This is a genomic window from Rhizobium anhuiense bv. trifolii (genome assembly GCF_024346605.1).
Lineage (GTDB): Bacteria > Pseudomonadota > Alphaproteobacteria > Rhizobiales > Rhizobiaceae > Rhizobium > Rhizobium anhuiense.
In genome coordinates, this window is sequence record NZ_CP098803.1 from 4219383 (window position 1) to 4237772 (window position 18390).

21 protein-coding genes are annotated in these 18390 nt (G+C 63.1%); 14 read left to right on the forward strand and 7 right to left on the reverse strand.

From position 1 onward, the window contains the following. Window positions 1-15 precede the first annotated feature (15 nt). The 5 genes from purE to NE851_RS29450 all read left to right on the forward strand — a co-directional run bounded on the left by purE (window position 16) and on the right by NE851_RS29450 (window position 3774). Window positions 16-510, forward strand: coding sequence for a 5-(carboxyamino)imidazole ribonucleotide mutase (gene purE, locus NE851_RS29430; RefSeq protein WP_028755489.1), 495 nt, complete (start codon window positions 16-18; stop codon window positions 508-510). Beyond that, complete coding sequence (locus tag NE851_RS29435) at window positions 507-1583, forward strand: 5-(carboxyamino)imidazole ribonucleotide synthase (RefSeq protein ID WP_029867995.1); 1077 nt, start codon at window positions 507-509, stop codon at window positions 1581-1583. Before purE ends, NE851_RS29435 begins: the two co-directional genes overlap by 4 nt. 164 nt (window positions 1584-1747) lie before the next feature. Then, on the forward strand, window positions 1748-1873 hold the full coding sequence (ykgO, locus tag NE851_RS29440) for a type B 50S ribosomal protein L36 (RefSeq protein WP_003582204.1): 126 nt from the start codon (window positions 1748-1750) through the stop codon (window positions 1871-1873). Between the two features lie 112 nt (window positions 1874-1985). Beyond that, on the forward strand, window positions 1986-2600 hold the full coding sequence (locus NE851_RS29445; RefSeq protein WP_028755487.1) for a tetratricopeptide repeat protein: 615 nt from the start codon (window positions 1986-1988) through the stop codon (window positions 2598-2600). Between the two features lie 118 nt (window positions 2601-2718). Beyond that, a complete protein-coding gene (locus NE851_RS29450) occupies window positions 2719-3774 on the forward strand; it encodes an alpha/beta fold hydrolase (protein WP_028757203.1) in 1056 nt (351 codons plus the stop codon). A 25-nt stretch (window positions 3775-3799) separates the two neighbouring features. Here NE851_RS29450 and NE851_RS29455 read toward each other — a convergent pair whose 3' ends face one another. Next, window positions 3800-4516, reverse strand: coding sequence for an SDR family oxidoreductase (locus tag NE851_RS29455; protein ID WP_254959532.1), 717 nt, complete (start codon window positions 4514-4516; stop codon window positions 3800-3802). 116 nt (window positions 4517-4632) lie between these two features. On the opposite strand from NE851_RS29455, the gene NE851_RS29460 reads away from it, so the two are divergent. The 3 genes from NE851_RS29460 to NE851_RS29470 all read left to right on the forward strand — a co-directional run bounded on the left by NE851_RS29460 (window position 4633) and on the right by NE851_RS29470 (window position 8426). Further along, window positions 4633-5487, forward strand: a complete 855-nt coding sequence (locus NE851_RS29460; RefSeq protein WP_254959534.1) for a helix-turn-helix transcriptional regulator — start codon at window positions 4633-4635, stop codon at window positions 5485-5487. A gap of 73 nt (window positions 5488-5560) precedes the next feature. Beyond that, window positions 5561-7297: a gamma-glutamyltransferase gene (gene ggt, locus NE851_RS29465; protein WP_028755985.1), complete on the forward strand. Its 1737-nt coding sequence runs from the start codon at window positions 5561-5563 to the stop codon at window positions 7295-7297. Between the two features lie 154 nt (window positions 7298-7451). Further along, window positions 7452-8426 (forward strand): threonine ammonia-lyase, encoded by a 975-nt coding sequence (locus NE851_RS29470; RefSeq protein ID WP_047616430.1) that lies wholly within the window; start codon window positions 7452-7454, stop codon window positions 8424-8426. A 93-nt stretch (window positions 8427-8519) separates the two neighbouring features. Here NE851_RS29470 and NE851_RS29475 read toward each other — a convergent pair whose 3' ends face one another. Continuing rightward, complete coding sequence (locus tag NE851_RS29475) at window positions 8520-9326, reverse strand: phytanoyl-CoA dioxygenase family protein (RefSeq protein ID WP_254959535.1); 807 nt, start codon at window positions 9324-9326, stop codon at window positions 8520-8522. Window positions 9327-9556: 230 nt separating this feature from the next. Beyond that, window positions 9557-10453: a LysR substrate-binding domain-containing protein gene (locus NE851_RS29480; protein WP_047616427.1), complete on the reverse strand. Its 897-nt coding sequence runs from the start codon at window positions 10451-10453 to the stop codon at window positions 9557-9559. 117 nt (window positions 10454-10570) lie between these two features. Here NE851_RS29480 and NE851_RS29485 point away from each other — a divergent pair, with 117 nt between their 5' ends. From NE851_RS29485 to NE851_RS29495, 3 genes are read left to right on the forward strand one after another with little or no spacing between them, the layout of a single operon-like run. Further along, a complete protein-coding gene (locus NE851_RS29485) occupies window positions 10571-10990 on the forward strand; it encodes a tautomerase family protein (protein WP_254959536.1) in 420 nt (139 codons plus the stop codon). Further along, entirely contained in the window at window positions 10987-11391 is a 405-nt protein-coding gene (locus tag NE851_RS29490; protein ID WP_254959537.1) for a cupin domain-containing protein, read from the forward strand. Before NE851_RS29485 ends, NE851_RS29490 begins: the two co-directional genes overlap by 4 nt. Next, a complete protein-coding gene (locus NE851_RS29495; protein ID WP_028757195.1) occupies window positions 11388-11945 on the forward strand; it encodes a DUF4865 family protein in 558 nt (185 codons plus the stop codon). Before NE851_RS29490 ends, NE851_RS29495 begins: the two co-directional genes overlap by 4 nt. Before the next feature lie 2 nt (window positions 11946-11947). On the opposite strand, the gene NE851_RS29500 is transcribed toward NE851_RS29495, so the two are convergent. The 3 genes from NE851_RS29500 to NE851_RS29510 form a co-directional block, all read right to left on the reverse strand. Beyond that, entirely contained in the window at window positions 11948-12583 is a 636-nt protein-coding gene (locus tag NE851_RS29500) for a LysE family translocator (RefSeq protein WP_028757194.1), read from the reverse strand. A gap of 135 nt (window positions 12584-12718) precedes the next feature. Continuing rightward, window positions 12719-14158, reverse strand: a complete 1440-nt coding sequence (gene pyk, locus NE851_RS29505; RefSeq protein ID WP_028755993.1) for a pyruvate kinase — start codon at window positions 14156-14158, stop codon at window positions 12719-12721. Next, complete coding sequence (locus tag NE851_RS29510) at window positions 14158-14643, reverse strand: DUF1036 domain-containing protein (RefSeq protein WP_017967841.1); 486 nt, start codon at window positions 14641-14643, stop codon at window positions 14158-14160. Before NE851_RS29510 ends, pyk begins: the two co-directional genes overlap by 1 nt. Before the next feature lie 202 nt (window positions 14644-14845). On the opposite strand from NE851_RS29510, the gene NE851_RS29515 reads away from it, so the two are divergent. The 3 genes from NE851_RS29515 to NE851_RS29525 all read left to right on the forward strand — a co-directional run bounded on the left by NE851_RS29515 (window position 14846) and on the right by NE851_RS29525 (window position 16327). Continuing rightward, window positions 14846-15634, forward strand: a complete 789-nt coding sequence (locus NE851_RS29515; RefSeq protein ID WP_254962462.1) for an N-formylglutamate amidohydrolase — start codon at window positions 14846-14848, stop codon at window positions 15632-15634. A gap of 32 nt (window positions 15635-15666) precedes the next feature. Next, window positions 15667-15972, forward strand: a complete 306-nt coding sequence (locus NE851_RS29520; RefSeq protein WP_028755995.1) for a DUF1244 domain-containing protein — start codon at window positions 15667-15669, stop codon at window positions 15970-15972. Between the two features lie 91 nt (window positions 15973-16063). Next, the gene (locus NE851_RS29525) at window positions 16064-16327 is read left to right on the forward strand and encodes a DUF2312 domain-containing protein (RefSeq protein WP_008533181.1); all 264 of its coding nucleotides are present in this window, start codon (window positions 16064-16066) and stop codon (window positions 16325-16327) included. Between the two features lie 166 nt (window positions 16328-16493). Here the strand turns inward: NE851_RS29525 and NE851_RS29530 are convergent, their stop codons facing one another. Next, window positions 16494-18350, reverse strand: a complete 1857-nt coding sequence (locus NE851_RS29530; protein ID WP_028755996.1) for a peptidoglycan L,D-endopeptidase MepK — start codon at window positions 18348-18350, stop codon at window positions 16494-16496. Window positions 18351-18390: the final 40 nt, after the last annotated feature.

An 18390-nucleotide genomic window follows, 5' to 3' on the forward strand; every position in this document is an offset into this window, starting at 1 on the left:
GGAATAGCAGCAACGATGACAGACAGACCGCCCGTCGCCATCATCATGGGCAGCCAGTCCGACTGGGAGACCATGAAGAACGCCGCCGACACGCTGGAGGCGCTTGAGATCCCTTACGATGCGCGCATCATTTCGGCGCACCGCACACCCGACCGGCTGGTCAATTTCGCCAAGGGAGCGCGGGCGGAGGGCTTCAAGGTCATCATCGCCGGCGCCGGCGGCGCTGCCCACCTGCCGGGTATGGCCGCATCGATGACGCCGCTGCCGGTCTTCGGCGTGCCGGTCCAGTCAAAGACCATGTCCGGCCAGGACAGCCTTCTTTCCATCGTGCAGATGCCGGCCGGCATTCCGGTGGGCACGCTCGCCATCGGCAAGGCCGGCGCGGTCAATGCCGCCCTTCTCGCCGCAGCCGTCCTTGCCCTTTCCGACGAAGAAATCGCCGACCGGCTCGACGAATGGCGCGAGCGCCAGAGTGCCGCCGTCGCCGAATACCCGATGGACGACCTATGACGGCAAGAACGATCGGCATAATCGGCGGCGGCCAGCTTGGCCGCATGCTGGCCATTGCCGCCGCCAGATTGAATTTTCGCACGATCATCCTCGAGCCGCAGGCGGACTGCCCGGCCGCCCAGCTCGCCAACCGGCAGATTACCGCCGCCTATGACGATCCGGCGGCACTCGCCGAACTCGCTGATATCTGCGATGTCGTCACCTACGAATTCGAGAACGTGCCCGTCGCAGCTGCCGAGACGCTCTCGGCGAGCGTGTCCGTCTATCCGCCGCCGAAGGCACTGGAAGCCGCCCAGGACCGCCTCGTCGAAAAGCGCTTTCTCAATGGCTGCGGCATATCGACCGCCCGCTTCCATGCGGTCGACAGCCAGGCCGATCTCGAGATGGCACTGAAGGATTTCGGCGGTCAGGGCGTGCTGAAGACGCGCCGTCTCGGTTATGACGGCAAGGGCCAGATGGTTTTCCGCTCCGTCGCCGACAGCGCAGATGGCGCCTATGCCGCGCTCGGCGGCGTGCCACTCATCCTCGAAAGTTTCGTCGCCTTCGAGCGCGAGGTCTCGATCATCGCCGCGCGGGCCACCGACGGCACGGTCGTCTGCTTCGATCCCGCCGAGAATGTCCACCGCAGCGGCATCCTTCACACCTCGACGGTTCCCGCTACGATCTCGCCAGCGACGGCGGATATTGCGCGCCGATCGGCCGAAAAGATCCTCGCCGCCTTGAACTATGTCGGCGTCATCGGCATCGAATTCTTCGTGCTGCGCGACGGTGGTCTGATCGCCAACGAGATGGCGCCGCGTGTCCACAACTCCGGTCACTGGACGGAAGCCGCCTGCGTCGTCAGCCAGTTCGAGCAGCATATCCGCGCCGTCGCCGGCCTGCCGCTCGGCAATGGCGAGCGCCATTCCGACTGCGTCATGCAGAACCTGATCGGCGACGATATCCTTGCCGTTCCCGACTGGTTGCAGCGTCCCGATACGCTGGTTCATCTCTATGGCAAGACCGAGTGGCGCTCCGGCCGCAAGATGGGCCACGTCACCACCTTGACGCCGAAATCACCGGTTTCGGCTTGAGAAAACACCGCGACGCCTTGGGAAAAACACCTTCATGCGGTTGACATGGAAAAGGTGAAGAGGTATCTGCTCCCCCACCTAAAGAGCGCGCCCGATGGCGCGCTTTTGATTGTTAAAGATACGGGCGAATGTGAATTCCCCCATAGAGATCGCGGATCAGAAAAATGAAGATCAAGAATTCGCTCAAGTCGCTCAAGGCTCGTCACCGTGACAACCGTCTGGTTCGCCGCAAGGGCCGCATCTACATCATCAACAAGCTGAACCCGCGCTACAAGGCTCGTCAGGGCTGATTTCGCGCATCCGGATCGCCGCGCCGCGTGAGCTTGCGCCGGCGGATATATCCGGTGGGTCACTATAGTGATCACGTCAAATTTGTTTGATCTTCGGCGTTGGCGGGCTAATATGTCCGCCATGCGCTTTTTTGCTTTGACATCAGCGGCGCTGCCGCTCGCCCTCATTCTCCTCTCCGCCACTTTTCCGGCCACCGCCGCGGAAAAGGACGTCATCGTCGAACAGACGGATGTCAGCAGTTCGCCGAAGCAGCACCTCGACCAGCTCTTCAGCCAGTTGAAGCGTGAGCGCGACCCCGACAAGGCCAGCAGCATCGCCAATGAAATCCGCATGGAATGGAACGATTCCGGCAGCGCCACCATCAATCTGCTGATGCAGTGGGCCGACAAGGCGATCGAGGAAAAGCGCAATCCGGCTGCCCTCGACTTCCTCGACGAGGCGATCGCGCTGAAGCCCGATTATGCCGAAAGCTGGAACCGCCGCGCCACGCTGAATTTCGTCATGGGCAATTATCGCAAGTCGATGTCCGACATCGAACGTGTGCTCGATCTCGAGCCGCGCCATTTCGGCGCACTCTCCGGCATGGCGGCGATTCTTAGCAATTCCGGCAACGACCAACTGACCTTGAAGGCCTGGGAGCGTTTCCTCGATGTCTATCCCGCCGAACGCACCGCGCAGGAACAGGTCAACACGCTTGCCGAAAAACTCGCGGGCAACCGCACCTGATTCCCGGGCTGACATCTTGACGTCGGATCACGTCGCGCAATTTTAGAATATAGAGGGAATGATGTAGCGGTTTGTTCGCCCGCAGCTCATCCCGCAACTGTCGCTCGTTGTTAACATCATGCTTGCAGAAGTTTCCGCTCTTCTCGCCCCGCTCGCCGCCGCCATCGGTTACTCATCCTATAAGGCGCGGCAATTCGAACACGCCTATCCCAATATCGGCGAACTGACGGATGTCGGCGGCTACTGCATGAATGCCGTCCACATAAAGCGTCCCGAAAATGCGGATCTGCCGCCGCTTGTCTTCATTCATGGCGCCAGCGGCAATCTGCTCGACCAGGTCGTCGCCTTTCGCGCAGCACTCGAAGGCCGGGCGGAAATGCTGTTCGTCGATCGTCCCGGTCACGGTTATTCCGAGCGCGGCGGCCCTGAGAACGCCGTTCCCTCCGGCCAGGCCGATGCGATCGCCAGGCTGATGGAAAAGCGCGGCATCGAGAAGGCGATCATTGTCGGCCATTCCTTCGGCGGCGCGATCACCGCCGCCTTCGGCCTGCGCCATCCCGATAAGACATCGGGCCTTCTGTTCCTCGCACCCGCCACCCATCCATGGCCGGGCGGCATCGACTGGTATTATCATGTCGCAACCGTGCCGGTCGTCGGCTGGCTCTTCAACCATGCGATCGTCGTGCCGCTCGGGCTGAGCCGCCTGGAGCGCGGCACGCTGAACGTCTTCCGCCCCAATCCGCGCCCGGCCGACTATATCGAAAAAACCGGCCCGTCACTGGTGCTGCGGCCCCGCGCCTTCCACAACAACGCCGCCGATTTCAAAAGACTGCTGGCCTATGTGAAGGAACAGTCGCCGCTCTACTCGCAGATCACCGCGCCGACCGTCATCATAACAGGCGACCGCGACGAGATCGTCTGGGAGCACCTGCATTCGCGCGGCCTTGCCCGCGACATATCGGGCTCTGAACTCATCACCGTTCGCGGCGTCGGCCATAAGCCGGACTACCTCGCAACCGATGTCGTCATCGCCGCCATGGAGAAGATATCAGGCAAGCCGCGCGACCTGCAGGCAATCGCCCGCAGCGCCGAGGAAAGGCTTGCCGCCGCATCACGTGATCGAAAGGTCGCAGCCGTGTCGCCATTGGGGCCAGGCGCCCTGCACGGCGCATGACCCCTCCGGTTTGAATTTACCTGCCTCAGGCGCCAAGACGCACGCCGCCATCGCAGGTGATGATATGGCCGCTCATGAAGGTGTTTCCGACCAGGAAGGCGATCGCCTCCGCAATATCCTCCGGCCTGCCGACACGGCCGACCGGCGTGCGGCCTGCGAAATCCGCAAAGACGCTGCCGCGCTGCTCAGGCGGCAGGAAACTCCACCAAGGCGTATCGACGACCCCAGGGGAAACGCCGTTGACACGCAACGGCTTCAACTCGGCCGCCAGCACCGGCACCATCGCCTCGATGCCGGCATTGACGGCAGCAAGCCCAGCCGTACCGGGCATCGCGGCCTGCGCGCTGACCGCCGAAACGAAAGTGATGCTGCCGCCCGGCTGCAACAGCGGCAACGCCGCCTGGGTTACCGCGGCATGCGGAATGAGCTTGGTCTGGAACCCGGCAAGCAGATCCGTCATATCGAGCGATGCAAAAGGTCCGGCGCCATGGCCGCTGCCCATCGCCAGCACCAGATGGTCGAACGCGCCGATCTCGCCAAAAGCCTCCCCGAGCGTGGAAAGCTGCGTCGCATCGAGCACCAGGCTGCGCAGATTACCATCGAGCGAAGCCTTGACCGCCGCGAGTTTTTCGCCGTCACGGCCTGCAATAGTGACCCTATATCCTTGTTTCAAAAGTAATGTCGCCGTGGCGAGGCCGATGCCGGAAGAACCTCCGATGACGACCACATGCTGCAAAGACATGATGCTGCTCCTTGAATTGATCGGGCTGCAGGCGCTTCAAGCACCTGCGACACCGGCATCATGCGTGGCCTGGAAACGGCAACCAGTTCCAGTTTTATCCTGGTATCGATACTGATATGATTACTGCCATGGACCATAGAGCCGACACATTCGAAGCCCGCCGCCGCGAATTCGCGGCCTTCCTGCGTTCCCGCCGCGAGCGGCTGACGCCCTCCGAGGTCGGCCTGCCGGAGGGATTTCGACGGCGCACACCAGGTCTGAGGCGCGAGGAACTCGCCATGCTCGCCGGCGTCGGCACCACCTGGTACACATGGCTGGAACAGGGCCGCGACATCAGGCCTTCCGTGCAGGTCCTCAACGCCCTTGCCGATGCGCTGCGCCTCGACGAGGCCGAGCGCCGGCACCTCTTCACCCTCAACAATCGCCAGGCGCCACAACCAACGTCGTCTGCTCCCGAATGCGTCGACGAACCGCTGCAGCGCATGCTCGCCAATCTGACCCACCAGCCGGCTTATGTGCTCGGCCGTCGATGGGACGTGCTTGCCTGGAACCGTGCCGCCGACGTGCTTTTCGGCGGTTATGACACGCTCGACCGCGACGAACGCAACATCATGCACCGTCTCTTCGCCGACCCCGCGCATCGCCGGCTGCTCGTCGATTGGGAATCGGTTGCCCGCGTCTCGCTGGCGACGTTCCGGGCCGACAGCGCGCGTTATGCCGGTGATCCGGATTTTGAACGGCTGATCGCACTGCTGAAAGAGGCAAGCCCTGAATTTCGCGACTGGTGGCAGCGCCACGAGGTCATCAGCCCGCTGTCCGGCATCAAGCGTATCGACCATCCCGTCAATGGCCGCATGTCCTTCGAGCATACCGGCCTGACACTGACGAACCGGCCGGAGATGAAGCTCATCGTCTATACGCCCCTCGATGACGACGAGACCAACAGAAAACTCGCCGAGCTTCTCACCTAAAGCTGATCCCTTGCATTGCCGCGAACTGCCGCAGCCCCATATGTTTTCCATCATTGTCCATAGGAGGGAAATCATGGGCCGCCTGCATATCGGGACGATCTCCGTCATATCAGCATTGTCGCTGGGCCTGACCTCGGCTTTCGCCGCCTCGCCCGCACCAGTCGAAGCCGAGCACGGCATGGTCGTCACCGCCCAGCATCTGGCGACCGATGTCGGCGTCGAGGTGCTGAAGAGCGGCGGCAACGCCGTCGATGCGGCGGTTGCCGTCGGTTATGCCCTGGCGGTCGTCTATCCCTCGGCCGGCAATCTTGGCGGCGGCGGTTTCATGACCATCCGCCTGAAAGACGGTACGAAGACCTTCCTCGACTTCCGCGAACGCGCGCCGCTTGCCGCGACGAAGACCATGTATCTCGATGCCAAGGGCGATATCGTGCCGCGCGCCAGCCTCGACGGTTATCTCGCCGTCGGCGTGCCCGGCTCCGTCATGGGATTGGAGACCGCACGCGAAAAATACGGCACGAAATCGCGCCAGGATCTGATCGCGCCGGCACTCCGTTTCGCCAAAGAGGGCTTCACGCTGGAACAGGGTGACGCTGCAAGTTTCGCCGGCAGCGCCAAGCGCCTCGCCAAGGATGATGCGGCAGCGAAGATCTTCCTGAAACCCGACGGCAAGCCCTATGCATCGGGTGAGAAACTCCTGCAGCCGGACCTTGCCGCCGTCCTGGCCGGCATCTCCGAAAAAGGTCCCGACGCCTTCTACAAGGCCGCGCCCGCCGAAGCGATCGTCAAGGCGAGCCAAGCCCAGGGCGGCATTCTCGCCAAGGAGGATTTCGAGCAATATGCCGTGCGCGAGTTGAAGCCGATCGAGTGCAATTACCGCGGCTACGACATCATCTCCTCGCCGCCGCCCTCCTCCGGCGGCGTGATCATCTGCGAGATCCTCAATGTTCTCGAAGGCTATCCGCTCTCCTATCTCGGCTACAATTCGGCCGAAACCGTACACATCATGGTCGAGGCGATGCGCTATGCCTATGTCGACCGCAATGCCGCACTCGGTGATCCCGATTTCGTCGAAAACCCGGTCACGAAACTGCTCGACAAGAAGTATGCCTTGGAAATCGCCGCCAAGATCGATCCGTACAAGGCCGGCACCTCGGCGAACCTCAAACCGCTCGGCGGCAAGGAAAGCACCGAGACGACGCATTATTCGATCATCGACGACGAGGGCAACGCGGTTGCCGTCACCTATACGCTGAACGGCTCCTTCGGCGCCGCCGTCGTGGCGCCGGGCACCGGCGTCCTGCTCAACAACGAGATGGATGATTTCACCTCCAAAACAGGCGTGCCGAACCTCTACGGACTGGTGCAGGGCGAGGCCAATGCCATCGCCCCGAAGAAGACGCCGCTCTCCTCGATGAGCCCGACGATCGTGACCCGGGACGGCAAACCCTTCATGGTGATCGGCAGCCCCGGCGGCTCGCGCATCATCACCATCACGCTGGAAGCGATCCTCAACGTCGTCGATTTCGGCATGGATATCAGCCAGGCGGTCAATGCTCCGCGTGTGCACCATCAATGGCAGCCCGACAAGATCTATCTCGAACCCTATGCGCTTTCGCCCGATACCGAAAAGACGCTCGCCGCCATGGGCTACAGTTTCGATGGCGGCAATGACGCGCCACAATGGGGCCAAGCCGCGGGCATCCTCGTCGGCGGCAAAAGCCTTGCCGCCATCGAAAAGGGTGGCGGCGCCCGGTATAACGGCGCCATGGACAGCCGCGCGGCGGAGGGGTCGGCGAACGGTTACTGACGACGGCGGATCGCCTGATCGACCAGGCACGATGCGGCTCCAAGAGCCGCAAAGGCAGCATCGCCATATTCATGTCACCGTGACAAAGTCGCCGTTCACAATTGGCTGGCCGCGCCCTATGCATGAGCGAACCCGCAAGCAGAAAGATTCCCGCATGGCCAGCATTGAAATGATTGTCGCAGCCCGCGCCCGCCTGCGCGGTCATATCAGACGCACGCCGCTTCTCTCTTCCCCCTTCCTCAACGAGATCGCCGGCCGGCGTCTGTTCGTGAAGGCGGAATGCCTGCAGCATACCGGTTCGTTCAAGTTTCGCGGCGGCTGGTCGGCGGTCTCCGGGCTCGATCCGGCGGTGCGCTCGAAGGGCGTCATCGCCTTCTCCTCCGGCAACCACGCCCAGGGTGTTGCGCTTGCGGCCAAGCTGCACAACGTCCCCTCCGTCATCATCATGCCGAGCGATGCGCCGAAGCTGAAGATCGCGAACACCCGCGCCTTCGGCGCCGAAGTCGTCCTTTACGACCGCGTCAACGAGGACCGCGACGAGATCGGCGCGAAACTTTCGGCCGAGCGCGGCCTGACGCTGATCAAACCCTTCGACGAACCGCTTGTCATTGCCGGCCAGGGCACGACCGGTCTCGAAATCTCCGAACAGGCCGAAGAGGAAGGCGTGACATCAGCCGAAGTTCTCGTTCCCTGCGGCGGCGGCGGATTGACCTCCGGAATCGCGCTCGCCCTGGAAGCCAGTGCCCCCGGCTTCCGCGTCCGCCCTTGCGAGCCGAAGGATTTCGACGACACCACCCGCTCGCTCGCCTCCGGCAGGATCGAACGCAACGCCTCGGTATCAGGCTCGATCTGCGATGCGATCGTCACGCCGCAGCCCGGCAACATCACCTTCCCGATCCTTAAGCGTCTCGCCGGCGCCGGCATCGTCGTCACCGACGAGGAAGCGCTGCGCGCCATGGCGCTCGCCTTCACACGGCTGAAGATCGTCGTCGAGCCCGGCGGCGCCGTGGCGCTGGCTGCCGCTCTCTTCCATGGCGAGGCGCTGGAAAGCGACACGGTCGTCGCCGTCACCTCAGGTGGCAACGTCGACGCTGATATCTTCGCCATGGCGCTCGAACGCTTCGGCTAGATAGCGCGCGGGCGACCGCCAGCCGCCCGCCTGGAGATGGAAACTGCAGATGTCATGCAGCCGGTTTGCGCGGCCGGATGCATCCCGTCTCTGCTAATGCTCCCGAAGCGCCCCGCGGATTGCGATTTCGACCGGCGAATAGGCGCCGTCCTGCCGTTCGAGGCGAAGCGGTTCGCAAGGCGCAAGGCCGGGCTGCGCCATGAAACGCGGCTCCCCGCCGCGATGCATCTGCGCAGCATGGATCAGGAACGGATGGCAGAGATAGACCGTGCCCGCCGGCCCTGTCGCCAAGGCCAGCGGTCGCTCTTCGCCGACATGTTCCAACCAGAGATGCGCCATTCCCGCTTCGCCCGCCGGCGCCAGAAGGCGGGCGATATCCTTGTGCGAACCGACGCGGATACGGGTCGGCGCATCCTCCTCCCCGACATCCGAAAACAGGAAGAGCATCAGCAACGCCCGCCCGCGCGAGGTGATGTTTACCCGCCATGCCGAAAAGTCCCTTTGCTCGTTCGGATCGCCATCCTCGCCGGGGAAGCTGAGGTCGACATGCCAGCCCGCATCGCCGGGATCATCGGGATGGGGAAAGCGGACCGGGAAGCTGCCAAGCCCATCGCGTGGTTGCCAGCGTCCCTTGCCGACGAGCTGGTCGAAGGCCAGATGCAATACCGGCGTATTGACGGCTTTCTCGAACGGTCCGCCGCCATAACCGGCAAGCCACACGACGGGCTGCGTCCACGTGCTTGGATCATCGGCATCGAAGGGAATATCGCGCCACATGATGGCACGAGCTTCCTCGGCCAATGCGCGGGGAAAAGCGTCGTCGATCCTGATGACGCCGTCTTCGATGAATTGCTCGATCTGCGCAGCGCTCAGCGCCGGCGGGTAAACAGCTGATGTCATGAAAGCTCTCTCTATCGCCAAACCTGCCGGCTCTTTCCTTGGCCAGACGCAGGGTGGTTACAACAACGGCAACGAGCCAGCCGCGAAGGCTGGTCAGTAGCCGCATCTTCTGATGCCCGAAGGCAGAGCCTTTAGAGGCTCAAGAAGAAGATTGTCGCGATATTGAGGGTGATCGTCTTCATAGCGGTGCGAAGCTACAGGCTCGCGCTCGAAGGGTCAATGCGGAGATGTCAGGCCAGCACCTCGCGCAACGCACCATGCACCGACTGCAGTACGAGCTCGGCAAGGCGTGCCGCCGCCGGCTGCGGCTCGGCTTCCGCCCGGTGCAGGATCAGACCGAGCTTCGGCAAATCGGGCAGGCCGACCGTCTCGGGCGCCAGCGGCCGCACCTTCGCCGGCAGACCGATCGGCGTGCGGATGGTGAGACCGAGGCCTGCCGCCGTCGCGGCCCAGAGACCGCCCAGGCTGGGGCTGACGAAAGCGAGCCGCCAGGAAATGCCCGCCGCATCAAGCGCCCTGGTTGCTGCGCTCCGCAACAGGCACGGCGCCTCCAGCGAGGCAAGCGGCATCGGCTCACCACTTGCGGCCTGCCAGCCCGGCGGCCCCTCGGCAGGTCCGATCCAGCGCATCGGCACCTCGCCGATCCGCTCGCAATGGGCGGTCAGCGTGCCATCGCTCCAGGCAAGCGCCAGATCAAGCTTGCCTGATGTGACACGCTCGAGCAGCTCGGCATTGCGCACCACCCGCGCTTCGATGCGAACCTTCGGATGGGCACGCGCGAAGCGGCCGAGCACCTCCGGCAACAGGCTTTCGCCGAAGTCCTCCTGCAGGCCGAGCCGCACCCAGCCCTCCAGCTCGACGCTGTGAACAGCCGCAGCCGCCTCGTCGTTGAGTTCCAGCAGCCGCCTGGCATAGCCGAGCATCGTCTCGCCGGCATCGGTCAGCGCCAGCCCGCGCCCGGCCTTGCGGAAGATCGGCGTGCCCGCCTGTTCCTCCAGCTTCTTCAGCTGCGCGCTCACTGCCGAGGTCGACCGCCCGAGCCGCTCGGCCGCCTTGGCGAAATTACCGAGCTCCATGCCGGTCGAAAAGGTTCGAAGCACATCGAGATCGAAGGTCGTCCGCCGCATCTTATAATCCTATTTTTCAGGATCATTAATCCATCAAATTCTTATTTTCAGTATCATCGTGCCGTGCGATGGTTCTGCTGTCAAGGCCGACAGACGGCCCTAACCATGGAGATCCCGATGCCCTTCGTTCGCATTTCTCTTCGCAAAGGCAAGTCGCCGGACTATCTCACGGCGCTAGCCGACAGCATCCAGCACGCCTTGGTCGAGACCTTCGACGTGCCCGAAAACGACCGTTTCCAGACTATACACCAGCATGACGAGAACGAGCTGATCTTCGACCGCACCTACCTCTCCGGCCCGCGCTCCGCCGATTTCGTCTATATCTCCATCACGATCGGCAGGCCTCGCACGGCCGAGATGAAGGCGGCGCTCTATCGGCGGCTCGCCGAACTCCTGGCGCAATCGCCGGGCCTTCGGCCCGAGGATGTGATGATCGTCATCAGCACCAGCGCCCCGGAAGACTGGTCCTTCGGCGACGGCATCGCCCAGATGACCGACCCCGACTGGCGGCTGCGTGCGGTCGGAGGCCGGCAATGAGCGTTTCGAACCCGAAGATCATGACTGTTAGACGCTCCGGCAAGGCGGTCCGCTCGCCAGAGGGCGTCGCGACGGCGCCCTTCTGGGTCGAGATGCTGCTCGAAGGCAGCGCCGATGGCGAGAACACCGCGATGCGGGCGACGCTCGATCCCGGCACCATCACCCGTTGGCACACCCATCCCAGGGGTCAATTGCTCTATGTGCTCTCAGGTCATGGGTTGGCGCAGAACGACGGCGGCCCGATCGAAGCATTGCGTGCCGGCGATGCCGTCTGGTTTGAGCCCGGCGAGCGTCACTGGCATGGCGCCGCCGATGACAGCCCCTTCAGCTATATCAGTGTCCAGCCCACGGAAAACAGCAGCGTCGTCGAATGGCTGCAACCGGTGGAGAAACGGTCATGATCGCCATGCAATACGGCTTCACCCTGCCCGCCGATTACGACATGTCGATCATCGATCGCCGCATCCGCGACAAGGGTCCGCTGCTCGACGGCTTTCCCAATCTCGGTTTCAAAGCCTATCTCAGCGCTCGCAAGGGGGAGTTCGGCAGCCGCGACAATCTCTACGCGCCCTTCTATCTCTGGCAGAAGCCGGAAGGAGCAAGCGACTTCCTCTGTGGCCCCGGGTTCGAGGCTCTCACCAGCGCCTTCGGCTGGCCGCAGGTGAGGACCTGGATCGTCTGGCAGGCAGAAATCTCGTCCGATATCGCCCCAGCCAGGTTCGCCACACGCGATATCCTGCGGATGGAGCCTTACGCGCTGCTCGCCGATATCCGCCGCGCCGAAAGCGCAGGGGCTGCAGCCGACGTTGCGACAGCCGGCGCGCTCGCCTCGGTCTCCGGCTTCGAACCGACGAACTGGACACGGGTGCGCTTCAGGCTCTGGCGAGAGATTCCCGAGATTGACGAGCACACGCAGGCCTATCGCGTCGGCCATCTATCCCTGGCCCGATCCTGAACTCAGACAGTTGCCCGGCGGTAGAAGGCCAGCGAACCGGCAAGCGCCAGCAGCGCACCACCACAGGCTCGCTCCAGCCACATGGCGCCTGAGGTTTTCAGGAAACGCACCGCTTGCGAGCCGAAGAAGGCGTAACCGAACATGATGAGGAAATCGAGCGCGGCAAAGATCAGCGCAAGCAGCGCATATTGCGTTGCCTGCGGCAGGGCCGGATCGATGAACTGCGGCAGGAAGGCCGAGAAGAACAGATAGCCCTTCGGATTGGTCGCCGCGACCATGAAGCTTTTCAGTCCGATCGAAAAGGGCGATGTCGCACCCGCAGGCGCCCCGGACTTCAACGCCGCGTCGATCGTGCCCTTCGAGCGCAGCAGCATGATGCCGAGAAAGGTGAGATAGGCAGCACCCGCCCATTTCAGCATCGAGAACCAGAATTCCGATGCCGCCAGCAGGGCGCCGAGCCCGATCGCGACGGCGCCGATCAGCACGAAATCGGACAGCACCGCGCCGATCATGCCGGCAATCGCCCGGCGCAGGCCGTGCCGGGAACCGTTGGTCAATGCCAGCAGCACCGTCGGCCCCGGCGTCGCGATGCCGACGAAGGAAACAGCTGCAAAAGCCAGAAGCGTGACGATATCCATGATGATCTCTCCGAACCTGGAGCATAGCGCTAGGTTCGAAATTTGCACGTGTCGCCAACCTTGGCAATGCCGGCCCTTCAACGAAAAAGCCCGCCGCCTCTTGAGGCAGCGGGCTTTCGAAGGGACACGATCGGATCAGACGCCGCTCTGGCCGTCGGAGCCGATATAGGCAATGCGGATCATATTGGTGGCGCCGGGCGTGCCGAGCGGCACGCCGGCCGAGATGATGATGCGATCGCCCGGCTTGCCGAAACCTTCGTCGGCGACGATGCGGCAGGCACGATTGACCATGTCGTCGAGATCGGTCGCATCATGGGTGACGACGCAATGCAGGCCCCAGACGATGGCGAGGCGGCGCGCCGTCTTGATGATCGGCGACAGCGCCAGGATCGGCACCTGCGGACGCTCGCGCGAAGCGCGAAGGCCTGTGGTGCCCGACGAGGTGTAGCAGACGATTGCCGACAGTTTCAGCGTCTCGGCGATTTGGCGGGCGGCAAGCGAGATCGCGTCGGCGCCGGTCGCTTCCGGCTGGGCTCGCTGAGCATAGATGATGCCGGGATAATGCGGCTCGCGCTCGATGGCGGTGGCAATCGACGCCATCGTCGAAACGGCTTCGACGGGGTAGTCGCCCGAGGCCGATTCGGCCGAAAGCATGACGGCATCCGCACCTTCGAAGACGGCGGTCGCGACGTCGGAAACTTCAGCGCGCGTCGGCACCGGCGCCGAGATCATCGATTCCAGCATCTGGGTGGCGACGACCACCGGCTTGCCCGAACGGCGGCAGGCGCGGATCAACTGCTTCTGGATGCCGGGAACCGATTCGAGCGGCATTTCGACGCCGAGATCGCCGCGGGCGACCATCAACGCGTCGGAAAGCTCGATGATTTCCTCGATGCGTTCGAGAGCTTGCGGCTTCTCGATCTTCGACATCAGGCCGACACGGCCGCGGGCGATCTTGCGCACTTCGGCAAGGTCGTCCGGACGCTGGACGAAGGACAGTGCCACCCAGTCGACATCGTCGGTGGCGAGCACGGCGTCGAGGTCGGCGCGGTCCTTATCCGTCAATGCGCCGACGCCGAGCAGCGTGTCGGGAAGGCTGACGCCCTTGCGGTCGGAAATGCGCGTGCCCGAAATAACTGTCGTGACGATGCTCTTGCCGTCGCATTTTTCTGCGCGCAGAGCGAGCTTGCCGTCGTCGATCAGCAGGCGGTGGCCGGGCTGCACCGATTCCAGGATCTCCGGATGCGGCAGATAGACGCGGTTCTGATCGCCAAGCGCTTCGTTGTTGTCGAGCGTGAAGGTCTGGCCGGGCTTCAGGTCCACCTTGCTGTCGACGAACTTGCCGACGCGCAGTTTCGGCCCCTGCAGGTCGGCGAGAATGCCGATCGGCCGGCCGGAGCGCGCCTCGACCGAGCGGATGCGCTGGATGAGCGTACGCATCAGGTCGTGGCTCGCATGGCTCATATTGATGCGGAAGACATCCGCACCGGCCTGGTGCAGCTTCTCGATCATCGATTCCTCGGAGGAGGCTGGCCCGAGGGTGGCGAGGATTTTAATTTTGCGATTGCGCTTCATCAATTCTGGCTTTCTTGCGTCCCTGGGGTGTCGGAGAGCTGAACCATCCAGCTACCCTGGCGGCCCGTATCATATTCCTTGAATCCCATTTTCTGGTAACCGCGGGCATAACAATCCTGCACACCCGTGATCTTGAATTCGTTTTCCGCCACGCACATCTGCACGTCACCCGTCCATCGTCCCCCCCGGGCGGCGTCCTCTGCGTAGAGGTAATAATAGCGCGACTGCAATTCTCCCTCGATCAACGTAGCGCAGGTCGTTGCCGGCACCTGCCACCAGCCCTCCGTCACCCAGCCATCCTTGGCCCGGTATCCGATGGCGACGCCGACGAGATTCTGTGTTCCGTTGCAGACGCGAAAATCGGCGCGTGCGGCATCTGCGATAAAAAACGGCATGGCAGCTGCAAGAGCGAACAGAGCGAGACGGACCAGCGGCCCGGACCGCGTGAGGAAACTTGGCGCGGCTTGGATCAACACGGCTCCCAAATAGCTCCACGGTTATTCGTATCCGTGTCTTCTTGCGCCGCCGTCAAGCGAAAGTCAACGCAATGCTAATCGATTATATTTCCTTTCATATACCGCCTGTCGAGGGTGCGGCTCGACCTCTCCCCACCTGCCGCGCTTGAACCCGCCGCAGGTGCATGCGATCACTGCGCCCGACGGCGCAATGACGAACGGCAATTCCCTGATGGACGACTTCCAATCCTTCGAAATCCTATCCGGCAAACATGACAAAGGCATGGTGATCCTCGCAGATCACGCGATGAACCGCCTCCCCGCGCGATATGGCCGGCTCGGACTGCCCGACGCGGCTTTTGCCCGCCACATCGCCTATGACATCGGCATCGAGGGCCTGACGCGGCAGCTTTCGGCAAGACTCGGCGTGCCCGCCGTGCTCGGCGGCTTCTCGCGCCTGCTGATCGACCCGAACCGCGGCGAGGACGATCCGACGCTGATCATGAAAATATCAGACGGCGCCGTCATATCCGGCAACCATCCGATCACCCAGGAAGAGTGGGACCACCGCATCAAAACCTTCCATCGCCCCTATCACGATGCCGTGGCCGCAACGATCGACAGCGTGGCGAATGCCACCGGCCGGGCTCCGCTGGTGCTGTCGCTGCACTCCTTCACCCCGGCCTGGAAAGGTACTCCCCGCCCCTGGCACGCCGCCGTACTCTGGGACAGCGATCATCGCGCCGTCGGCCCGCTGCTTGACATGCTGCGCGCCGATCCCGATCTCGTGGTCGGTGACAACGAACCCTATGACGGGGCGCTGAAGGGCGATACCATGTACCGCCACTGCATGATTACGGGCATTCCGCACGCGCTGCTCGAGGTGCGCCAGGATCTGATGGGAGACGACGCCGGCATATCGGCATGGGCCGGACGCCTGGCGCCGATCTTTGCGGCGATGAATGCCGATCCCGCCTTGCACGAATACGACGTCCACCTCTCACGCACCGGTCCCTATTGAAAGCCGGCCCCTATTGAACGAAGGAGAGCGAAATGACCACGCTCAGCAAGGAACAGCAGACCGAATTCGAGGCCGCCGCCTTCCGCCGCCTCGTCGCACATCTTCGTGAACGCAGCGACGTTCAGAACATCGATCTGATGAATCTGGCCGGCTTCTGCCGCAACTGCCTGTCGAACTGGTATCGCGAAGCCGCCGAGGCCGAAGGTGTCGCCGTTACCAGGGACGAATCGCGCGAGATGGTCTATGGCATGCCCTATGAGGACTGGAAGAATCTTCACCAGAACGAGGCCTCGCCTGTGCAAAAGGCTGCTTTTGAACTGAACAACCCACACAAATAGCCCGGCTTGCCCCGAACAGGCTTGACCGTGACGCCGCTTCGCGGCAGTCACGTGCATCCAAAATTAATCACCGGAAAATCAGGAGAACACGATGTCTGATGCTCATGGCGTCGCCCGCGATCAGCTTCGCGCTTTCATCGAGCGCATTGAACGGCTGGAAGAAGAAAAGAAGACCATCGCCGACGATATCAAGGACGTCTATGGCGAAGCCAAGGGAATGGGCTTCGACACCAAGATCCTGAAGAAGGTCGTGGCGCTGCGCAAGAAGGACGAGCAGGAGCGCATGGAAGAGGAAGCAATCCTCGACACCTATCTGCACGCGCTCGGGATGATCGAGGCGCCGCCGGAAGGCTGATCCGCCGGCATACTGATGTCGACCAAGCCGCCGGGCCTTCGCCCGGCGGCTTTTCTTTTGCGTAGAATCCGCTTGGCCAAACGGCCATCTTGCCCGATCGAAGCAGCCAAAAGAAAAACCGCCGGATCGCTCCGGCGGTTTTTCGATATTTCCGTGATTGGCCGGCTCAATTCGTGTTGAACTTGCGCACTTCCATGAAGTTCACAGCCGTGCCGCTGAAGCGGGCCGGGTCGACCGAGGCGGTCTTGATATTGAAGCCCTCGGCGTAGACGGCGGTCGGCTGGGCGCGCATCGTCTGGCTGACGAAACGCGGCGCCTTGACCTGCTTGGAAGCCATTTCGAGCCGAGCGTTGGTAAGCGCCCACTGCGAAATCATCTTTTCCGTCAGCTTCGGCTCGGTGCGCACCGTCGTGCGGCTGGCATCCGCTGCTGCGGCTTCCTTCTGCGTCGGGCGACCACCCTTGGTGGGAAGGCCCTGTGCCACGGCGCTTTCGGCGGCCGGCTCGTCGAAACCATCGCCGAAGCTTGCCGACTTGGTCATCGGCGCCAAAGCTGCAAGCTCGAGCGGCGGCTTTGCAGCCGGCTTTTGCGTCATCGCGGCGTTGATCGCCTGCTCCACCGTGACCGGCCCCTTCGACGCGATCTCGCTTTCACCCTCATTCCGCTGCTGCTCGAGCGCATCGGCGACGGCAGGAGACAGCGCGTCCTGATCGGCTTCGTCGGCATCTGCTTCCGGATCGGCATCGGCGGCGGCAAGCAGGTTCTCGGCAACGGAGGGGCGTTCGATCGGCGTCGGAACCGGCAATCCGTTCGCACCCGTCAGCACGCTAGGATCGACGGACGCGACCTCGGCGTCGCCGGGCGCGCGGCGCGGGCCGAGAAGCGAGGGAACCGGAATGCTGTAGGCGCTGAGATCGGCGAATTGCTGCGGCGGCGCCTGGTCGGCCGGAAGGGCCGCCGCAAGAGCCTGCTGTGCGGCATTACCCGAAGGCGGTGCGACGAGCGCGCTCGCCACTTCGCTGCCGGCCGGCTGACCGCTGAATGCGGGGCGAACCTGCGGCACGGGCGCGTTCAGATCGGCGACTTCGGTCTGCTGCGGCTCGACCGGCGCGGGCTCAGCCGGGGCGGGCTCCGCCTTCGGCGGCGTCGCCTTGGCGACGGCAACAGGCGTCGAATCATCCGACTCGTCTTCCTGCTCGTCCGCTCCGCCGCCAAACAGCGCGGCAAACAGCGTCTTATGTTTTGGCGCCGATTCGGAAGCGCTGGCGATCTCTATCTGCGTGCCGCTGGCGCGGCGCTTATAGTCGGCCATCGCCTGCTGGTAGCCCGGTAGCGGCTTGCCGTCAGCCGGAATATGAATGGTATTGCCGTTGGGGAAGAGCCGGACCAGCTCGTCGCGGCTCATGCGCGGCCAGGCGCGAACACCACCGACATCCATGTGCACGAAGGGCGAGCCCGACTTCGGATAGAAACCAACGCCACCGACCTGCATCTTCATGCCGATGGCGCGCAGCGTCGCCAGCTTGACGTCGGGAATGAAGAAATCCATCGCCTTGCCGAGCATATGCTGGCTCTTTTCGGCGACCCCGGAATTGCGCGAGCGGCCGCGCAGCATCTCGTTGGTTCCCGGCGAACGGAAACCGCAGACGACGTTGATATAGTCCCTCGAACCGCTCTGGCGATAGACTTCCCAGATCAGGTCGAACAGGCGCGGGTCCATCTTCGTCGGCTGGTTCTTGCGCCAGTCGCGCAGGAAGCGGTTCAGCTGCTCCAGACCCTTGGGGTCGAACTTGCCGTTGCGCTTGTAGGTGATGACGGCTTTTTCGCCGGTATGAATGAAATAGAGCTTCAGGCTGCGGGTGTCGCCCGCTGCCTGCGAAGGTGTACCAACGAATACCGGTGAGGAAACCGCAAGCGCAAGAAGGGCGGCCGCTACCGTCCTTATTGCCTTTCCGCAAATGTTGGCGCCCAACGAACGCCAGCTCAAGCGCGAAGGCTTAGAATTCCCATTCAGATTCGGCAACTCGATCCCCGTCAGACAGACAATGTCCCGTCCTGTCTCA